The organism is Bradyrhizobium sp. CCGUVB14 (genome assembly GCF_024199935.1).
Classification (GTDB): domain Bacteria; phylum Pseudomonadota; class Alphaproteobacteria; order Rhizobiales; family Xanthobacteraceae; genus Bradyrhizobium.
The window spans coordinates 5,657,937-5,676,833 of record NZ_JANADS010000001.1; the positions used below are offsets into that span (position 1 = coordinate 5,657,937).

20 protein-coding genes and 2 pseudogenes are annotated in these 18,897 nt (G+C 62.8%); 12 read left to right on the plus strand and 10 right to left on the minus strand.

Features of this window, described 5'->3' with window-relative positions; translation table 11 throughout:
* Nucleotides 1–28: 28 nt before the first annotated feature.
* Nucleotides 29–1,363: a S41 family peptidase gene (locus tag NLM32_RS26390; protein ID WP_254131764.1), complete on the minus strand. Its 1,335-nt coding sequence runs from the start codon at nt 1,361–1,363 to the stop codon at nt 29–31.
* A 290-nt stretch (nt 1,364–1,653) separates the two neighbouring features.
* Between NLM32_RS26390 and NLM32_RS26395 the strand changes: the two genes are divergently transcribed.
* The 8 genes from NLM32_RS26395 to NLM32_RS26430 all read left to right on the plus strand — a co-directional run bounded on the left by NLM32_RS26395 (nt 1,654) and on the right by NLM32_RS26430 (nt 8,218).
* The gene (locus NLM32_RS26395) at nt 1,654–2,781 is read left to right on the plus strand and encodes an alpha-hydroxy acid oxidase (RefSeq protein WP_254131765.1); all 1,128 of its coding nucleotides are present in this window, start codon (nt 1,654–1,656) and stop codon (nt 2,779–2,781) included.
* A 4-nt stretch (nt 2,782–2,785) separates the two neighbouring features.
* Complete coding sequence (locus NLM32_RS26400) at nt 2,786–3,412, plus strand: HAD family phosphatase (protein ID WP_254131766.1); 627 nt, start codon at nt 2,786–2,788, stop codon at nt 3,410–3,412.
* 135 nt (nt 3,413–3,547) lie between these two features.
* On the plus strand, nt 3,548–3,733 hold the full coding sequence (locus tag NLM32_RS26405; RefSeq protein WP_254131767.1) for a hypothetical protein: 186 nt from the start codon (nt 3,548–3,550) through the stop codon (nt 3,731–3,733).
* A 230-nt stretch (nt 3,734–3,963) separates the two neighbouring features.
* Complete coding sequence (gene glp, locus NLM32_RS26410) at nt 3,964–5,175, plus strand: gephyrin-like molybdotransferase Glp (RefSeq protein ID WP_254131768.1); 1,212 nt, start codon at nt 3,964–3,966, stop codon at nt 5,173–5,175.
* 176 nt (nt 5,176–5,351) lie between these two features.
* On the plus strand, nt 5,352–6,053 hold the full coding sequence (gene lexA, locus NLM32_RS26415; protein WP_014494969.1) for a transcriptional repressor LexA: 702 nt from the start codon (nt 5,352–5,354) through the stop codon (nt 6,051–6,053).
* A gap of 177 nt (nt 6,054–6,230) precedes the next feature.
* Nucleotides 6,231–6,434 (plus strand): hypothetical protein, encoded by a 204-nt coding sequence (locus tag NLM32_RS26420; protein WP_254131769.1) that lies wholly within the window; start codon nt 6,231–6,233, stop codon nt 6,432–6,434.
* A gap of 194 nt (nt 6,435–6,628) precedes the next feature.
* On the plus strand, nt 6,629–7,063 hold the full coding sequence (locus tag NLM32_RS26425; RefSeq protein WP_254131770.1) for a hypothetical protein: 435 nt from the start codon (nt 6,629–6,631) through the stop codon (nt 7,061–7,063).
* 213 nt (nt 7,064–7,276) lie between these two features.
* Entirely contained in the window at nt 7,277–8,218 is a 942-nt protein-coding gene (locus tag NLM32_RS26430) for a GAF domain-containing protein (protein WP_254131771.1), read from the plus strand.
* Between the two features lie 8 nt (nt 8,219–8,226).
* On the opposite strand, the pseudogene NLM32_RS26435 reads toward NLM32_RS26430, so the two are convergent.
* From NLM32_RS26435 to NLM32_RS26450, 5 genes and pseudogenes are all read right to left on the minus strand, one after another.
* A pseudogene (locus NLM32_RS26435) lies at nt 8,227–9,300 on the minus strand (ComEC/Rec2 family competence protein); the annotation flags it as partial.
* A gap of 35 nt (nt 9,301–9,335) precedes the next feature.
* Nucleotides 9,336–10,472 (minus strand): site-specific integrase, encoded by a 1,137-nt coding sequence (locus NLM32_RS26440; RefSeq protein WP_254131772.1) that lies wholly within the window; start codon nt 10,470–10,472, stop codon nt 9,336–9,338.
* Nucleotides 10,473–10,516: 44 nt separating this feature from the next.
* Nucleotides 10,517–10,693, minus strand: a pseudogene (locus NLM32_RS46390) (hypothetical protein); the annotation flags it as partial.
* A gap of 220 nt (nt 10,694–10,913) precedes the next feature.
* Nucleotides 10,914–11,360, minus strand: coding sequence for a hypothetical protein (locus NLM32_RS26445; protein ID WP_254131773.1), 447 nt, complete (start codon nt 11,358–11,360; stop codon nt 10,914–10,916).
* Entirely contained in the window at nt 11,357–11,629 is a 273-nt protein-coding gene (locus NLM32_RS26450; protein WP_254131774.1) for a hypothetical protein, read from the minus strand. The genes NLM32_RS26445 and NLM32_RS26450 overlap by 4 nt, the downstream gene beginning before the upstream one ends.
* A gap of 437 nt (nt 11,630–12,066) precedes the next feature.
* On the opposite strand from NLM32_RS26450, the gene NLM32_RS26455 reads away from it, so the two are divergent.
* A complete protein-coding gene (locus NLM32_RS26455; RefSeq protein WP_254131775.1) occupies nt 12,067–12,357 on the plus strand; it encodes a hypothetical protein in 291 nt (96 codons plus the stop codon).
* Nucleotides 12,358–13,554: 1,197 nt separating this feature from the next.
* Here NLM32_RS26455 and NLM32_RS26460 read toward each other — a convergent pair.
* Complete coding sequence (locus tag NLM32_RS26460) at nt 13,555–14,664, minus strand: ATP-dependent Clp protease proteolytic subunit (RefSeq protein ID WP_254131776.1); 1,110 nt, start codon at nt 14,662–14,664, stop codon at nt 13,555–13,557.
* Nucleotides 14,665–14,790: 126 nt separating this feature from the next.
* On the opposite strand from NLM32_RS26460, the gene NLM32_RS26465 reads away from it, so the two are divergent.
* Together NLM32_RS26465 and NLM32_RS26470 are read left to right on the plus strand one after the other, a co-directional pair.
* A complete protein-coding gene (locus tag NLM32_RS26465; RefSeq protein ID WP_254131777.1) occupies nt 14,791–15,492 on the plus strand; it encodes a recombinase family protein in 702 nt (233 codons plus the stop codon).
* Between the two features lie 396 nt (nt 15,493–15,888).
* Nucleotides 15,889–16,089 carry a hypothetical protein gene (locus NLM32_RS26470; RefSeq protein ID WP_254131778.1) on the plus strand — a complete coding sequence of 67 codons (201 nt, stop codon included), beginning with the start codon at nt 15,889–15,891 and terminating at the stop codon, nt 16,087–16,089.
* 490 nt (nt 16,090–16,579) lie between these two features.
* Here NLM32_RS26470 and NLM32_RS26475 read toward each other — a convergent pair whose 3' ends face one another.
* Together NLM32_RS26475 and NLM32_RS26480 are read right to left on the minus strand one after the other, a co-directional pair.
* A complete protein-coding gene (locus tag NLM32_RS26475) occupies nt 16,580–17,011 on the minus strand; it encodes a hypothetical protein (protein ID WP_254131779.1) in 432 nt (143 codons plus the stop codon).
* Nucleotides 17,012–17,137: 126 nt separating this feature from the next.
* Nucleotides 17,138–17,773 (minus strand): hypothetical protein, encoded by a 636-nt coding sequence (locus tag NLM32_RS26480; RefSeq protein ID WP_254131780.1) that lies wholly within the window; start codon nt 17,771–17,773, stop codon nt 17,138–17,140.
* 480 nt (nt 17,774–18,253) lie between these two features.
* Between NLM32_RS26480 and NLM32_RS26485 the strand changes: the two genes are divergently transcribed.
* A complete protein-coding gene (locus tag NLM32_RS26485) occupies nt 18,254–18,619 on the plus strand; it encodes a Rap1a/Tai family immunity protein (protein WP_254131781.1) in 366 nt (121 codons plus the stop codon).
* Between the two features lie 46 nt (nt 18,620–18,665).
* Here NLM32_RS26485 and NLM32_RS26490 read toward each other — a convergent pair whose 3' ends face one another.
* Entirely contained in the window at nt 18,666–18,830 is a 165-nt protein-coding gene (locus tag NLM32_RS26490; protein ID WP_254131782.1) for a hypothetical protein, read from the minus strand.
* Between the last annotated feature and the right edge of the window lie 67 nt (nt 18,831–18,897).

Sequence of the window (18,897 nt, forward strand, 5' to 3'; positions counted from 1 at the left end):
CTCCGAAGGTCGCAAGGACCGTGAGAGATTAGTTCGGCACCGTGGCCTTGGGCGCCGGCTTCGCGGCCGCCGCGTTCACGGTGACGCCGTGCAGGAAGTCATAGGCCGCGTGCAGCGCCTTGTCGTCCTTCTCTTCCGGCGGGACATAGGACTGCGATCCGGTCTGCTCGGTGCCGTCGGCGGCCTGCAGATGGCCGCGCATCTGCGACTCCGCGATGGTGTCGACGCGGCCTTTCAGCTCGGGCGGCACGTCCTGGAGGATCTCGATGTCAGGCGCGATGCCCTGGGCCTGGATCGAGCGGCCCGACGGCGTGTAGTAGCGCGCCGTGGTCAGCGCCAGCGCGCCGTTGCCGGCGCCGAGCGGAATGATGGTCTGCACCGAGCCCTTGCCGAACGAGCGCGTGCCGATGATGGTGGCGCGCTTGTGATCATGCAGCGCGCCGGCCACGATCTCCGAGGCCGAGGCCGAGCCGCCGTTGACCAGCACCACAAGCGGCTTGCCCTTGGTGAGGTCGCCGCCATGCGCGGTGAAGCGCTGGGTCTCTTCGGGATTGCGGCCGCGGGTCGAGACGACCTCGCCGCGCTGCAGGAACGCACTCGACACCGACACGGCCTGGTCGAGCAAGCCGCCGGGATTGTTGCGCAGGTCCATCACATAGCCGGCCAGCTTCTCCTGCGGGATGTCCTTGGAGATCGAGGCGATCGCCTTCTTCAAGCCGTCGGTGGTCTGCTCGTTGAACGAGGTGACGCGGATGTAGCCGATGTCGCCTTCGACGTGGAAGCGGACCGGGCGGACATGGATGATCTCACGCGTGATCGCGACATCCATCGGCGCATCGGCGCCCTTGCGGATGATGGTCAGCTTGGTCTTGGTATCGACCGGGCCCTTCATCTTGTTGACGGCCTGCTCGAGCGTCATGCCCTGCACGTTCTCGCCGTCGATCTTGCTGACGAGGTCACCGGACATGAGGCCGGCCTTGGACGCCGGCGTGTCGTCGATTGGGGAAACGACCTTGACCAGGCCCTCCTCCATCGTGACCTCGATGCCGAGCCCGCCGAACTCGCCGGAGGTGGTCTCCTGCATCTCGGTCCAGGCCTTGTCGTTCATGTAGCGGGAATGCGGATCGAGCGAGGTCACCATGCCCGTGATCGCGCCTTCGATCAGCTTGGAATTGTCGGGCTTCTCGACGTAGCTCGCCTTCACCCGCTCGAAGACCTCTCCGAACAGATTGAGCTGGGAGTAGGCATCGTCCGCGCCGGCTGCCGCCCGTGCCGCCCATAGTCCGCCCTGCGGACCGGATACGAGAAGGGTCAGGCATACTCCGGTAAGCGCGCCCAGGGGGAACAGCAGGGTTTTCCGCATGGAATGGTTGGCCTTTTCGCTTGGGACGGGACGCCACGCAAATGGCGATCCAGCCCGGTTCTCACAATACCATTCAGGTTTCTTCAAGGCCGGGCTGCCACGCCCGCGGGTATATCGCAAAAATCCCTTCGCCCTGGCCTAAACTTTTGGCAACGTTCCGAAACCATCGCCCGCCAAGCGGGAATCGATCGGCCGAGCCACGCTTCGCAGCTATGCGATTTTAGGATGGTTTTGGAGGGCCGAACGAGATACCCGATGACATAACGCTTCAAATTCTCGGGAGGATAACAATGAACGAAGCACTCCGGCCGGAACGGAATGTCGAACTCGGCGCCAGCAGCGAGCCGTTCCAGAACCTGCACGAATTCATCCGGAAGGCACGTTCCAACCTCAACCAGAACGCCTGGGACTACATCGTCGGCGCGGCCGAAACCGAAACCACGATGCGCCGCAACCGCATGGCCCTGGACGAGATCGCTTTCCGTCCGCGTGTGCTGCGCGACGTGCGCAAGGTCGACGGCTCGGTCGAGCAGTTCGGCCGCAAGATGCGCCTGCCCGTGGTGCTCGCCCCCGTCGGCGCGCTGGAAATCTTCGATCCCCACGGAGCCGCCAGCGTCGCGCGCGCGGCCGGCACCTTCGGGGCGTCGCACATGTTGAGCTCGGTCTCCGAGCCCGGTCTCGAGAAGACCGCCGAAGCCGCTCCCGACGCGCTGCGCATGTACCAGCTCTACGTTCGCGGCGACGACGCATTCGTCGCCGACGTGGTCAGCCGCGCCGAGAAGGCCAAATATGCCGCCTTCTGCCTGACCGTCGACACCGCCCATTACAGCCGTCGTGAGCGTGACATCGCCAAGCGCTACGTTCGCGAGAGCCGCCTGCGCGCCACCGGCGGCGATTTCCAGAAGGGGCTGGAGTGGCGGACCGTGAAGATGGTCAAGGACAAGTTCAAGATACCGCTGATCCTCAAGGGCATCGCCACCGCCGAGGACGCGCAGATCGCGGTCGATCACGGCGTCGAGTGGATCTACGTCTCCAACCATGGCGGCCGCCAGCTCGATCACGGCCGCGGCGCCATGCATGTGCTGCCCGAGATCGTCGACGCCGTGAGGGGCCGCGCCAAGATCATGGTGGATGGCGGCATCTGCCGCGGCACCGACATCGTCAAGGCGATCGCGGCGGGCGCCGACCTTGTCGGCATCGGCCGGCTGCAATGCTGGGCCCTGGCGGCGGCCGGCGAGACCGGCGTGACGCGGATGCTCGAACTGCTCGAGGACGAGGTGCTGCGCTGCCTCGGGCTGCTTGGCGCCACCTCGTTCGCCGAGGTCAACAAATCCTGTCTGCACCAGGCCACCGCAACCAATGCGCCGAGTGTGTTCAGCGCGTTCCCGCTATTCGACCATGAACCCTACCGATACTGATAGAATGACATCGCTCTCACCCGGCAGCGCGGACGCGCTTCTGTTCGATCTCGGGCGCGTCGTGCTCGACATCGATTTCTCCAAGGCGATCGCCTGCTGGGCGGGACATGCAGGCCTCGAGCCCGAAGCCATCGTGACGCGCTATGAGCGCGACAGCGAGGCCTACCGGCTGCACGAGGTCGGCAGGATCAGCGACGAGGACTATTTCCAGTCGCTGCGCTCCTCGCTCGGCATCGGCATTTCAGATGCGCAATTCCTGGAAGGATGGAACGCGATCTTCGCCGGCGAGATGCCCGACATCGCGGAATTGCTGCCGCGCGCGGCCAAGCAGATGCCGCTCTACGCCTTCTCCAACACCAACCGCCCGCATGTCGACCATTTCTCGAAAGAGTATGCCGATCTGCTCGGTCATTTCCGCGCGCTGTACCTCTCCTCCAGCATCGGCCTGCGCAAACCTGATGCGGAAGCCTTCGACCACGTCGTCACCGCGATGGGGGTGCCCGCTAACCGGATCGTGTTCTTCGATGACCTCGCCGCGAACGTCGAAGGCGCCCGCGCCCGCGGGCTGAAGGCCGTGCATGTCACCTCGCCCCGCGACGTCGGCATTGCACTGAAGGCGCTGGGGATCTGACCGCCGTTTCCGGAGCAATTTCACCCGGAGGAGGAACCAAACGGCTCTGTGCATTTTTATACGAAGTTCCGGGAACGGAATGCCCCCTTCCGGACTCTAGAGTCGGTTGGGAATTCTACGAACGGACGTATCATCGTGTTGGGCAAAACCTACCTCACCAAGCAGGCCTCCCTGCTGGTCAAATTCGCCAGGACCACCTCTGATTCCGAGCTTTCCGCCAAGCTGATGAGCAAGGCGGCTGATCTGAAGGCCCAGGCCGATCCGATGCCCGACAGGGATCAAGGGCCTCAAGCGCCCGACGTCAGTCCGGAGGGGACCTGAGGATGCTGGCCGTGGCTTCCATCATCCTCGTGCTTGCCATGGCTATCCTCCTGCCCGTCTATCTCGCCTTCCGGACCATGCCCCGGCGGACCTGATGCTCCCACTCCATCGCCGCGCGGGTGATGCAGGATCAATCATCCTGCGCGACCGTCGTTTTGCCTCCGTGCCTGCACTCGGCTAGAACTCTCGCCGCTGATTTGCCCGAACGGGCGTAGCTGGAGTTTTTCACCGTGGCCCTGATGCCGGTTTCTGACGCGCTCGCCGCGGTGCTCGCCGGTGCGGAGCCACTGCCTGAAGAGACGGTCGCGCTCGAGGCGGCCTTTCATCGCGTGCTCGCACGCGACGTCGCGGCGCGGCGGACGCAGCCGCCCCAGGCGATGTCGGCGATGGATGGCTATGCCGTCCGCGCAGCCGATGCGGCGAAGATTGACACGACGCTCACCGTCGTTGGCGAGGTCGCTGCCGGCCGTCCGTTTGCAGGAACGGTCGGCGCCGGCGAAGCCGTGCGGATCTTCACCGGAGGCGTCGTTCCCGACGGCGCAGATGCGGTCGTGATCCAGGAAGACACTGTCGCTAACGGCAAGCACATCGCGATCAAGGAGGCAGCCCTCACCGGGCGGCACATCCGCCCGGCCGGCATCGACTTCTCCGAGGGCGACGTGCTCCTGCGCAAGGGCGCCAGGCTCACCGAGCGCGACCTCGCGCTCGCCGCCGGCATGAACCACCCGCAATTGGCCGTCCGCCGCCGCCCTAAGGTCGCGATTCTCGCGACCGGCGACGAGCTGGTGATGCCGGGCAGCACGCCGGGCCATGGCCAGATCGTCTATTCCAACGGCTACGCCCTGCATGCGCTCGCCCGCAGCGAGGGTGCCGACACCATCGACCTCGGCATTGCGGCCGACACGCTTGCCGCCACCACGGCCGGCATCCGGCGCGCGCGCGACTCCGGTGCCGACATCCTGATCACGACTGGCGGCGCCTCGGTCGGCGACCACGATCTGGTGCAGCAGGCGCTGAAGGACGAAGGCACCTCGATGGCGTTCTGGAAGATCGCGATGCGGCCGGGCAAACCGATGATGAACGGACAGCTCGGGGCGATGCGCGTGATCGGCCTGCCCGGCAATCCCGTGTCATCCTACGTGTGCGGCTTCCTGTTCATGGTGCCGCTGATTCGCGCGTTGTCCGGCCGTTCGATGGTTCATCACCGCCGCGAACGCGCGGTGCTCGGCCGCGACGTCTCCGCCAATGACCAGCGCGAGGATTACCTGCGCGCGCGCCTCGATCTGCGTGATGACGGCACGCTCATCGCGCTTCCCGTCAACCACCAGGACTCCTCGCTGCTTGCAAATCTCGCTGCGGCACAGGCACTTCTCGTGCGTGCGCCGTTCGCGCCGAAGGCCGAAGCGGGCGCGCCTTGCGAGGTGCTGCGACTGCCCGCCTGAGCGCATCGTTCGCAACCGTTCCGCGAACTTTGCCGCGTTCACGGTAAATTAAGCAGTTGCGGAACATGTATCGAACATATAGTGTCCGTTCATGATTTGTTTCGAGCATGTAGCGGCTTATCGCTGAATTCAGCGTCTCGGAATCGAACGACATCAACCGGGGGATTTTGGTCGAGATGTTAACGCGCAAACAGTACGAGCTCCTGCGGTTCATCAGCGAGCGCCTGAAGGAAAGCGGCGTGCCGCCCTCCTTCGACGAGATGAAGGACGCGCTCGATCTGCGCTCGAAATCAGGCATCCATCGCCTGATCACTGCGCTCGAGGAGCGCGGCTTCATCCGCCGCCTGCCCAACCGCGCCCGCGCCATCGAGGTGATCAAGCTGCCCGAGCTCCAGGCCGCCGCCGGCAGCCGCCGCGGCTTCACGCCGAGCGTCATCGAGGGCAATCTCGGCAAGGTGCGTACGACGTCGAGCCCGCCCGCCGACGAGGGCGAGCGGCCCGTGGCGGTGCCCGTGATGGGCCGGATCGCGGCCGGTACGCCGATCGAGGCTTTGCAAACCCGCAGCCACACCATCAGCGTCCCGCCCGACATGCTCGGCTCGGGCGAGCACTATGCGCTCGAGGTCCGCGGCGACTCCATGGTGGAGGCCGGCATTCTCGACGGCGACATGGCGCTGATCCAGCGCAACGAGAGCGCCGATACCGGTGATATCGTGGTCGCCCTGATCGACGACGAGGAAGCAACGCTCAAGCGTTTCCGCCGCCGCGGCGCCTCGATTGCGCTCGAGCCGGCGAATGCGGCCTATGAGGTCCGTATCCTGCCGCCCAACCGGGTCAAGATCCAGGGCAAGCTGATCGGGCTGTACCGGAAGTACTGAGCGCGTCGCAATCGACGACCGCAATCAACGATTGGAGCGGACGATTGTCCGCTCCGGCTGGATAGTCTTTCTGGTTTTGCACAGATTATCCGGCCCCCTCTCCAGCGCTACATCCTCGGCACGCCGCAACGAAGCACGCATCGCTTCGCAGGCCTTTGAGAGACCGAGGAGATCACCATGCGCAAGATCGTTTTGAGCACCGTCACGATGGCGCTGATTGCAGCATCAGCGTCTCAGGCTTTCGCCGCACAGCGGCAGCACCGTGCCCGCAAGGCACCGCAAGCGACGAGCGCGCAATTCGGCGATGCCCGCAACGCGATCGAGCGGCCATCACAACCGGCCTGGCCATACTCCGGTTGGTCGGCGCCCGCAGGCCGCTGAGGCAACGCGCTGTTCGAATGCACGAGAGCAGGCTTTGTTCCTCGCGCATTTGAAAAAGATAATGTGATCGCGCTCTGCGGATGCGAGCCGCAGATTTGCCCACAAACAAGCATAAGATCGCGGCCTTCCACTCTGATAGGGGCCTGCGCCTCAGCGGAGGCGCGGGTGCTCTATCCCGATTGAGGAGCACCCCGATGTGTGACTACAGCCTGCACGCTGTCGCGACGCGCCCCGCAGAAGTGGGCGAGACGATCGTCACGACAACCTTCCGCGGCACCTCGACGCGCGGCTTCGCCTCCGAAGCCGACATGTCCGTCGCGGTCTGCCTGCTTCCGGGAACGGAGCTCGCCTTCGCCGACAACGTCCGCTACGACAATCGCTGGATCTGGACCCGCACCGTCAATTCGCGCGTCGGCAAGTTCGGCAAGGTCGATCCGCACATTCCCGATCGTCATCACGACGCGATCGAATTCCCCGACGGCAAATACGTGCTGGTGACGCAGCTGGTCGAAGGCCAGCGCGCAACCGTCCTGCAACTGCCCGTGACGCAGCCGCTCGGCGAGCGCGAGCACAAGCCGCAGATCAGCGCCGACAGGCCGCCGACCATCACCCGCCTGCCGATCGGCTGACGACGCCATCCCCGGCCGACAGGTCGGGCCAGGATCGAGATATCCATCGCCGGCCGCGGCCGGCGAGATGGATTGGTTTGCGTCTGTGGAAATGATGAGCTCATCGCGCCAGCAAGTCGCACGAAGTTTGCGCTGCCTTGCCTGAATTTTGAACGTCCGCTCCGCAAGCAAATGGCCGATGCTGTTTGCAGCTTGAGGCAGCGGACAGGCTCGATGAAAACCTTCATTCGCGTCGTTGAACTCTGGGTGCCTGATCCAACGCGGACGCGGCTGGAATTCGGCGGCGGCCTCTACAGCGAAGGCCTGTCCGCGTTCAAGGCCGGCAGCGAGGATTTACGCTTCGGATATGACGAGGGCCTTCCCGGCAAGGCCTGGGCGAGCGGCCATCCCGTGATCCTCACAAAGTTCGCCAACTCCTATTTCAAGCGGACCGACCAGGCTCTCGAAGCCGGCCTGACCTGCGGGGTCGCCGTGCCGGTGTTTGCCGGCGAATTCCTGCAAGCCGTCATGGTGCTGTTCTGCGGCGACGACGAGGCCCATGTCGGCGCGATCGAGCTCTGGCACAACGATGCCGAGCTCTCGCACGAGATCGCGCTCGTCGACGGCTACTACGGCAGCGCCGACATGTTCGAGTTCAATTCCCGTCACACCAGATTTTCGCGCGGCTTCGGCCTGCCCGGACGCACCTGGAAAGCGGGCCTGCCGCTGATCATCAGGGATCTGCACGACGCCAAGAGTTTCCTGCGCTGGGAGGACGCCGCCAAGGTCGGGATCAATCTCGGCGTCGGCGTGCCCTACCGCACCGGCACCGACCAGACCTGGGTGCTGACGTTCCTCTCCGCGCAGGCGACGCCCATTGCGCGCCGCTTCGAGATCTGGGTCCCGAACGAAGCCCGATCAGTGCTGGTGTTTCGCGCCGGCGATTGCAGCGCCCAGACCGACCTCGCCGCGCTCTATGCGCAGAGATCGATCGCCAGGGGCGAAGGCAGTATCGGCGGGGCCTGGGCCACCGGCATGCCCGCGCTCAACGACGACCTCGCGCATGACGGCTCGATCGCCGCCGTGGGGGCTCGCGCAGCCGGGCTGAGCCGGATGGTGGTCCTGCCGGTGATCGGCAACGGCAGGCTCGAAGCGATGCTGGCCTGGTATCTCTAGCCAGCAGCTCAGTCCTCGGCCTGCTGATCGGCCTCCGACGGCGTTGCGTCCTTGCTGCGTGGCGCGGCCGTCTTCGGCGCAAGGCTTCCGTCGAAATCGTCCGCACCGGGGGTCGCGGGTGACCAGGGACGATCCGCGCCCCTCGCCCTCACGCCCTGAACCGCAAAACCGTCGCCACGCTGCGTCAGCGCCAGTGCGCCCTGGCGCGCGAGACGCGGTCGATCGACCACCATCGCGGCGCAATCCGGCGGCGCCGGCCTTGCCGTCACGACCAGCGCGGCGCGACTGCAATCATCAGCCAGCGCGTCGATGCGCAGCGCCTGCGCAACCATGCGGCCGTCGGCGAGTGGCGTCACACAGCCGGACTCGTCGCACGACACGCCGTCACCGAGCGAGGCGCTGGCGGCATCGCGCGGGTCGGCGTCCGCGGCCAACCATTCCTTCAGCAGGAAGTTGTCCTTGTTGGTCCGCATCAGATGCAACTGGCCGTCCCTGCCCCGCACGGCGACGTTCTGGCCGTCACCGGCGATGAGGATGTCGGGTTGCCGGACCGACAGACCCCAGATGGTTGCCGCGGCGAGCACGAACGCGCCCGACCAGCGCAGCGGCGTGCGTAGCAGGCCCATCAGGATCAGGCCGAAGCTCGCGGCGATCAAGGGCGCCATACCAAAGGCCGGGAGGCGGCCGATCGCGCCCGGCAGTGCCGCCACCCAGCGCGTGACCGCGATCATCCAGTCGATGCCAATCCCCATCAGCCACCAGAACACACCGTCGAGCCCGAATGGGGCCGCGAGCAATCCCAGTAGTCCCGCCGGCATCACCAGCGCCGACACCACCGGCATCGCGCCGAGATTGGCGAGCACGCCGTAGGGCGTGACGCGGTGGAAATGGAAGGCGGCATAGGGCGTGGTCGCAAGCCCCGCGATCATCGAGGCCATGAACAGCATCGCGATCTCGCGGCCGCCCCATAGCGCGATGCGCGCGGTCGTCGAATGATCGGGCGAGGCAAACAGGTTCGGCATGCCGATCTGCACCAGCGCGACCAGCCCAAGCGTTGCCGCGAAGGACATCTGGAAGGCCGGAGGCCCATCCCAAAATCATTCGTCTCATCAACATGCTAGCTGACCTTGCGCACCTTGCTCCGGGAATTTTTCCGGGATTCCGCGAGTCGCTCGACGGCGGCGGCGACGTCCTCATCCATGACGTGCGCGTACCGTAACGTCGATTTGATGTCGGCGTGGTTCATCGCCTTCTGCACCAGCTTGAGGTTGCCACTGTCGCGCAGCAGCTTGGTCCCGAAGTCGTGGCGGAAGTCGTGGAACCTGAAGTTGGTTAAGCCGGCGACTGCGCGGAGGCGCTGCCAGGCCGTCTTGGCGCCGGTGTAGGTCAAGGGATAGCGTTGGCCGCGCACTCTGCCGAGCTTCTTGTGGGCAAACATCGCGACATAGGTGAATACGAACTCGGCGTGCTGGCCCCGCAGCGGAAACAGGATCTCGCGGACATGCGAGGTGATCGGAAACACGACGCGCCGGCCGCCCTTGCCGGTCCTGACGATCTGCCGAGTACCGAAGTCTACTTCCGACCATCGTAGCGTCACGCATTCCTTCAGCCGCATGCCGGTAGCGCGTGCGAAATCGAAGAACGGTCCGTAGTCCTCGCGCATCGCGTCATCGAGCGCAGCAGCCTCTTCGCTCTTCAGCTCCCGGATGCGCTCGGCAGGTTCGGGCAGCAATAGATCGTCCCATTTCGGTTCGCTCTCGAATACGGTGCCCTCGGCCTTGGCGAATGTGAAAAGCCGCTGCAACACCTTTGTGGCGCTGCGATTGACGGTACCGTTGGCGATCTGCGGCAGCGCGGCCTGCTGCTCTTTGCTGGGGCGCTTGCCACGCCGTGAGACGCGATGACCGCGGCGCCACGCCACAAGCTCTTTGGTCGCCTTGTGATCGATCTCGGTGAGAGATTTGGCCTTGCCGAAATACGTGATCAGCCGCGCAAGGTTGGTCTCGGTGGCTTTCGGATCGGCGTCGTACTGCGCCTGGTCGTCCCAGAGCCGAGCGGCAACGTCATCGATCGCGAGCGACGTCTTGGATCGTGCCATCGCCTTGACCAACGCCTTGGCCTTCACTCGCTCGTCGGATTCGAACCGCTCGGCTTCCTTGCGAGCCGTGCATTTCGTTGAGCCATGAAACCGACGACCACTGAGCTGGAAGTCGTACTTGTAGTACGGCGATCGCTTGTCCTTGTAGACTGACATGGTGGCGCCTCTCGCTGCCGTCGGAGTGCTTCGAACTCGACGATATCCTGTTCGGCGTATCGACGGCGCGGGCGCTTCTTCCCCCGCCCCACGTTGATGTAGCTGATTTCGCCGTCCTGGACCAACGCGCTGAGTTGGTCCTCGGTGATCTTGAGCCGATGGGCGGCTTCTCGCGGCGTCAACAGCGGCGCCGATGTTGGTTGCAGTAGTTGTCCAGACATACATGCCCTCTCCCCCGGCTAATTTCGGGGATCGTGATGGAGGGCAAAGACACCGTGGACAGACGCAACCAATCATAAGATTGGAGCGCGCGATAGTCCGGTAACAAGCGAAATCTTGGTCGACCAACAAGCATGGAGCGGATGAAGGTTTCAAGCCATCCCAACGTAAAGAGGCCCCGGAGATGATCCGGGGCCTCTTTCATTTTGCTTTCTGTGGGTCCTACGCTGGTTGGGGCGCGGTGCTGTGAACACCGGTGCCTGGCTCATCCTCTCTTGCGAGCGGCGGCGCGAGCGCACGGCGCTCGGTGATGCCACCGTAGGATTCCAGCAGACGTTTGGCGCGCTCGACAGTGTCCTCAGTTTGGCGCATCGCGGCCAGCTCCCGCTCCAGCCTCTCGAACAATGGAGCCCTCTTGGGGCCATCCAGCACCAGCAGGTACGCAGACACGGCAACGGCACGCTCTAAGCGCTCGACGGTAACCTCCCCGCCGGGGGGACGCGCTTCCTTCTGAAGCGTATCGCACGTCAGGCGCTCGGCGTTGACGGCATCGCGCTCTTTGGTTTTGCCATCGCGGATCGGCATATTTCGTTTCCACCCGAACTCAGGCGTCCATCCCTGCAGATGCTTTTTGGGCGTCCACCCTCTCATGTCAGCTTTCTTGATCATGCTGCGCCCCGTGCCTGACGCTGCAGCTCTGTCTCAAAGTGCGCAATGAGATTGTCCCACGCGCTATCGCACTCGGCAGCGATGGCGTCCTCCGCGGCGATCGCGGCGAAGTGCGCCTCGTCGTATGCGGCGCGGCAGTCGCACTTGGCGGGAGTGACAGTGCCCTTGTGGGCGCCGATCTCCTCGCGCAGCGCAACCAGGCAAACGAAGAGGGTGAAGGGTGGAAATGTCGGGTGTTCGGACCTAATGTCCGATGCAGCTTTGGCCATGATGATCATATCCATCTGGTTAGAGTTAGGACCTGGCCGGTGCTTCCAACACCGCCAGGTCCGCACCTGTATAGCGCGAATCGATCGCAAACAAAAATCAGAACATGCGACAAGCGTCTAACAGACGTCCAACAACCTCCGATAGCTCTCTGATTTCCAAGACGATTAATTTATTAAGCGTGCAAGGCGCGATGGGCCGTCGCCTCACCTAGAGTCGCGATGGCCTGACGAATCGGAGGATCTGCAAAATTTCAACGTCCAACAAAAGCTCCCACGTGCGCGTGTTGGACGTTTGTTGGACGTCGCCCCAGCCAGCGAGCATCATTGAATGAAGCTCATCGCGGTGCGGGGACATTGTGTGTGACCTGAGGATGTGATCCCCTCAATCATTGCTGATGGGGGGCATTTTGCCGATGGGTTCGTTCAACGGATATCTGATGGCCGCTGTCCTGGAGTCGCTCCTGTTCGCCTCGCCGGCCGCTCACGCCGACGATGTGCTTCTCGGCAAGGTCAACTGTCTCCTGGCGAAGGGGGCGATCACAGTAAGTCAGAACGCGTGTGTCGACGTTGGCATCGTCGTCGCCAAGATGAACCGGCTGGGCACCGTAGACTTCAACCGCAAGCAATTGATCAAGGTTTGTGAGGTTGACCTGTACGGACTGGAACCCGGCGAGGACGCCTCGGTGTACCATCACGCCTGCGAACGCATCTATGATCTGACGTTCTGATCGACGCAATGCCGCGGCCGAGCAACTCCGTCTGAAGGCACGGTTCGCGCTGGAGGCATCGGCCGAGCATGCGAGCGACATGTTCGCCTGGAGGGTGAAGGAGCTGGTGGCAGTCTGACCTGGACAGCGACCGGCAGCATTCGATCATTGCGAAACAACTTTGCTGGAAATCGTTCTTGCGGCCTTCCTGCAAGCAGGCACGCCGCAAGCCAATCCCTCTTATCAATGGTTGATTCGGTCCAGTTGCAACGGATAGTTGCGCGCCAAATCCACAAGTTGCCACGGAGACCGGGAGCAAGACGCGCCCGCCGCGCGCAGGACGTCTCATCCCGACCGATAAACGTGAGTTGGAAACCCACAATTCCGGTCGCAAGCTAGGCGGGCGATTCTATTGGAGACGGCAATGAAGAAAGAGCGCAACTGGTACGGCGACGTCAGCCCGATGACCGAGGAGGATTGGGAGCGGTTTTGGCAAGCTGTGGAGCGGCGGTTCGGGGCGCTCGCTCGGCCTGTCAACCCGTGAAATTCCACGGGTTGCCGAACAGGCCGGGATAGAAGACGCTCCGGCCCATGGCTTCCCGTGAGATGGTCGCGCGGCCTTCGGAACGTAGCCTGACAGGTGGTCCGCGTGACGGATACGAAAGGGGCGTCATGCGCCCCGCCTGTCTATTTGCTGTTCACACTCTCCGGAATCGCCCGCTCGACCTCGGTGGCGAGCACACTCAAGTGATCCGCCAGCCGGCTGAATAATTCTCGCTTCTTAGGGTCGCCAACTCGCGGATGAGGGCGCACTCGGCTGCATCCGTTCGGAGATTTTTAAACCGAGTCTGGATGTCTTACATTGCGGCTCCTCCGTTCCCAGACGGGAACCGTATTGCTAAGGCGCGGAAGCGAACAGAGCTGATTGCCACGCCCCTATAAGCCCCCAATGGCCGGGGCCGTCCTCAAGTCACAAAAACGCGTTAGGATGGCCGGCTTCAGCAGCTTTGCGACTGCCGCGGCCAGGAAGCGGATCGGTTGCGCAATCGTGCGTAATCTCCCCGCAGCGCGTTTGCCGAGAGAAACGCAAAAAGGCCGCGGGCAATAAGCACCGCGGCCAGACTAGCGAAATGTCAGGTCAATTAAGTCGTGCGGCGCCGACGATGCGGTCGGGCCATCCCTACCGATTCGCGAGAGACGCTGGGCGGGAGGGAGACGTCAGGAGGCACCAGAAGCTGGTCGCGCAGAGCGCTCTCCAGAATGTCCGTTAAGTTTTCGGCCAACTGCCGATTTCTTTGCTGGTTTTCGGGCCGGCTTCGCGGAAGCGGTTCGCTGAAGATCATTGGCGGCGCTCCTACTGGGTTTGCTCGGTTTTGTTCTGGCAGGTGCCAGCTCGGTTGACAAGAATTGTATTCGTGGGACGCGGTTCTCTGCCTTCGGTAAGGGCATCACACCGTCCTTGCCCAAGACCTCAGACAAACCTACCATCTCAGACGTAGGTTCCAAAACCTGGTTGAACAGAAGCCTTGCTTCAGTGCGATCGATCACAAAGCCATGATCAGGGTAGCCGCTGACCAAAAACTCCAAGCTCTGGGTATCCTTAAGCGTTCGTGACCGCATATTCAGGCGCAGTCCGTAGTTTTTTGTGATGCTCATCGCGCGACTATTTTCGCCGATCTTCATCGGGTCGATCTGCCGATAGATCGGGTCGAGCAATTTGACCACCATCGAAGACGCAAGCTCAGCCGCCGTGCGAGTCGTGATCGAGCCACCAGTGTCCTGCCGTATGGTTAGCAAGAAGTTAAGGAACATTTTTGACGCGGTCGTCTGGAGTGACGTGAGCGCGGACCCCACCGTGAGGCCCGACCCCATTTCAAGGATCTCGTCGGCCTTGGCAATCTGAATGTCCATCGGGCCGAGTTCGCCGCGGTCGCCGACGTAAATATGGCTCGCTGCAAGCGCGATTAGCGTGCCAGCGGATTTGCACCAACCCGGCACGTAAAGCGAAACGTTGTCGTATTGAGCTTGCGCGGCCCTGCCGATCTTGAACGCGGCATCCGGGTCACCGCCAGGTGTGATGAGAATGAGGAGAATATTCTTACGTCGACGCCGGCCGCAGACCAAATCGATCACTCGGTTGCTGTTCGCGAACGTAATTTCACCGTTATAAAATAGGATATCTGCGTCGAGGGCCGTTGCGATCTTATCGGCTTCGCCCGCTGCCTTTGCCTCGTCGAACATCTTTGCTCTCTGAAAAAAGTCATAATTCGGCAAGCCGGCTTTAAAATCAAGGACAATAGCTGGGGTGCCTTTTGCACCGACGGACAACCTCCGAGAGCCTGACTGATCGACCTCGCGTGGGGCAACCTATATCGACGGGTCCTCGAAATTGACGTTTTAAGCACGTGGCTGTACAAAAATCTCAGGATATTTGTACAAATCACGGGCAAACCCATGGCGCGCAAAGCAAAACTGGTCGAAGCGGTCGCCTACATCCGTACCAGCTCCGCTGCCAACGTCGGCGCCGACAAAGACAGCGACAAGCGACAGCGCGCCGCGATCGAGGGCTTTGCCAAGCGGGCCGGCTGCGTCCTGGTCGGCGAGTTCACCGACGTCGCCGTGAAAGGTGCCGACCCAATCGAGACCCGCAAGGGCTTCGCGGCGCTGCTCGACAAGATCGAGGGCAACGGCGTCCGAACCGTCATCGTCGAGGATGCTTCCCGCTTCGCTCGCGAACTGCTGACGCAGGAACTCGGCATTATTGCGCTGATGGCGCGCGGCGTGCGCGTGCTCACGGCCAACGGCGATGACCTGACCGACAACACCGACCCGTCGCGGACCATGATGCGCCAGATCGCAGGCGCCTTTCACCAATACGAGAAGGCCCGGCTGGTGGCGAAACTCAGGGCTGCCCGTGAACGCAAGCGCGAAGCGGGCCACAAGGTAGAGGGGCGGAAAAGTCTCGCTGAGACGGCCCCTGAGGCAGTTGCAATGGCACGCAAGCTGCGGGAGCAGCGTCCCCGGCTATCGCTGCGCCAGATTTCCGCGGCCCTTGCGGAGGCCGGCCACGTCTCGATCAAGGGCAACGGCAGGGGCAGCCCGCGGCCGGGTGGCAATCCCTACTCGGCCTCGGCTGTTGCTTCGATGCTGGAGTGAGCAGACTGGTCACTCGCGTGTTGGCGTCGGGCATAGGCGGGCTGTCTATGTCGGGTTCTGCCCCGCGGTTCGCGAAGCGTTCTGGGTTGCCACTACGTTCTCATGCGTAGCTTGGTACTGTCCGTATTTAAGCCCCGGTGTCCTAAGCTGAATTCGGCTGTGTCCTAATTTGTCCCAGCGGCTCCAAAGGCATACCCCATGACATGGATCAAGGTATCCGGACCTAGCGGAACAAAAGTGGTCCGATGGAGGCGCTGGCCTGTTTCCGAGCGCAGTGGCCGGTTTTGATTTTGGGAGTGGCTCGATTTGAATGTTCACTTCGGAACCGACGAGGTCTCACCGGCATATTAGGAATCGGAACTTCGAACCCCCACGGTTAGGACCCGAGGTAGCGTCATGCAGAAGCGCCGACGATTTAAGCAAACCGTATCCCTTGAAGAGCGCCTTGCCGAAGAAGCCCGACGACTTCGCGAAGAAGCTGAACTCCTACCCCATGGACCTGTACGCGATGCAGCCCTGCGCAGGGCGCGCCAAGCTGAGACTGGCTCGCACATGAGCGAGTGGCTGAGATCCCCCGGGCTAAAGCCGCCGGAGTAATTTCTAGCAACCATCTGACAGCCAGCCTATTGTCCTTACATCACCGGCCAAGGCTCTGCCCGTAGGCGTCGGTGGCTGAGAGACCGATCGCGCTCCCGCCTTCTTGGAAGGGATGCGCCATGGACACTCCCAAAGGGCCTCGGCTGCCCCGTGAGCCGCCAAGCCACTGTCCTGCATGCGACGGCGTTCCTCGCCTGTACCTTACGCTCCCGAATCTCAGCAAAGGAACAACGGCCTACGTTTACCGCTGTAAGTCGTGCAGCCAGCTAATTTGGGACGATTAAGGCCGCCTCCTGGGGCGCCTACCCGGGGCATGTCCTAAGTTACAATTTCGGATTGAAAATTTAAGCGTAGGCTGATGACAGCCCAAGCGAGGTGGCTTCCCTTTGCCTCGCTCCGGCTAGGCCCGTAGCGTGCTTACGGAACGCTGCGGGCCGCTGATATTGGCCGCCTCAGTTGGCGGCCTCTATCATTGGTCCAGCTTCACTGGTCATTGGGGTGTCCTCCCTGCCCGGCCTGACCACGGCTCCTCCTCGGGCGGCACGTCGGAATAATCGTCGCCCTCAGGCTTCTCGGGCGTTGAGCCGCGCGGCAGCCCGCCGGTGATCTCGATACGACACACGACTTCACGCGTGCCGCCGCTCGGATGTGGCGTCCTGTCGTCCGGCACTGTTGTGGTAGCGATTCGCGCGTGAAAATATGGCGCGGCGTCGCGTGCGATGGCGGCGGCCGATCGGAGATGGTCAACACGCTTTCGAGCGTTCGTGCTGCTGTTCGCCAGTTTCCAAAACTCTCGCATCACGCCTAACATCACGTCGGCCGGCGTTAGTCCGGTCGCCTGCGCTTCCCGCTCCCGCGCCGCGCTCGCCCGATTGGGCTGGTTCTTTCGTCGTCCGGCACCGGGCCGCTTACCGCCGCGCATGTTTGATATTTTTTCAAAGGTCCCTGCGGTTAAAGCTCTCCCGCATCCAAGCGGGTAAGGCGCGCCTCAATCGCGAGGCCACCGGCGAGAGCCGTCGCCGATGGCCAGGTGCAGTCGAGCGTTTCGTTACTGCACAGTCCCCGTGCGCGTGCCGATATAGGCGACGTGCCGGACCGGGCGCGAAAGCTGCTTAAAGATCGTGCCGTTGCCGACGAACTCATAGACGGTGTGGCCGCCCGGCATTGTCTTGGTAATCTTGCGGTGCTCGAATTCGCGCATGCCTTCCGTGCTCATCGACGCCGCCATGGCGTCGCTGCGGATCTCATTGATTACGTTATCGAGCGCGACATGATCCGCCGCGATGATCTGCAGCTCGACGCCCTTCCAGCGAGGAGAGTGAGACTGCATCTTGCGGGTCGTGCGGATCTTGTAAGCAACTAGATCCTCACCGGCCATCGGCGGCTCTGCCGCGCTGCCCAACGCCCGCATCACGGCATCGGCCTTCGCCTGGACGTCGGCGAACGCATTCAAGTCGGCCATCGGGCGCGTCTGCTTCCGCTGCATGCCGGCAACGCTCGACGCCAACGCGGCGAATTCGCTGCGGCCAACGCTGTCGGCTGCGACGCGCTCGGCCATCGTGCCGTCGACGCCGCGATCGCGCTCGCCGGCCTCGTCGGCTTTCCTGCTCGCCTTAACGTCCTCAGCGAGTGCATCGCATTTCGCATTTACTGCGCTGATCGACGCGGTGATGTCGGTGCGCATCGCGTCCACGGCGTCCATCAGCGCCTTAAGTTGTTCAGCGTCCATTTTGGTATCTCCATTTTCGTTTGAGTTGGTTGTAGGGCGGCATCCTGTGTGGATGCACCGTACAGCCAGGCGCGAGTTTCTCAAAACCCCTTTGTGGATAGGGTTTGCGGGGTAACAAGCGATGCGCCGCGCGGTTTGCTTTTCCGCGCGTCATACGGCATGGTGATAGCGCGATGGATCTCCGATGGTCGCACCTGTGATCGCCCACCCCTTGGCCTCTGACCCAAGGGGTGGGCGAAGTTCTGACCGCAGCCGAGCGACGGATGGACTCGCCGGCCGCAGATGCCAGCAACGCGGCGCTGGCGCTTTTCCGGAAGCGCGCAATGAAACAGACCGTCGACAACATCCAATGCGTCGTGGCGCTTCTTAGGTTGCGGCGACGCCGCCGCTCAGATTAGGCTGGAGTTTCGATCGTCACCGAGCGGAGAGCCAGGCATGCGGAAGATCATCACCGTTGTTGTTATGGCCATCGGGCTTCTGACAATGAGACCCACACTGGCCAATGAGGACACAACGAGCGGAAGCTATTATCTCCGACACGGCTGCAAGCCCAACCTAACAAAGACCTTAACGCAGCTTGAGGCTTTCGAGACTGGATGGTGCTCAGGGACGATCTACGGCCTCCACTACGCGGCCGACATGAAAACCATCTGCAGCCCACCTGACGTCACCGTTGCCCAGGAGGTCGGCATAGTGACCAAATACATTGAAGATCACCCCGAAACGCGCGAGCGGCCTTTTAGGCTTCTTGCATTGGCGGCGCTAAAAGAAGCGTTCCCCTGTGCCAGCAACACCAAATAGCGCCCATTAGCCTATGGCGTGCCGTAATACGCGGCGCTGAAGCGGGTTAGCGAAATTCCGCCGCCCTTATGGCGTTGAGGGTCTCCGTCCGCCGCGCGCAAAGTGTCGCGATGGCGTGGCGGCTGAGCACTTTGCCCTCTTGCTCCGCATCGTCGAAGCTCTCCAGTGCGTCAACTAATTCGCTGCGGAGTTGTTCTGGCGTCTTGATCATCTGACTGCGGCTCGCCTGCACTGTTTGCTCGCCACCATGATGGACATGCCTTTCTTAACTAAAAGTT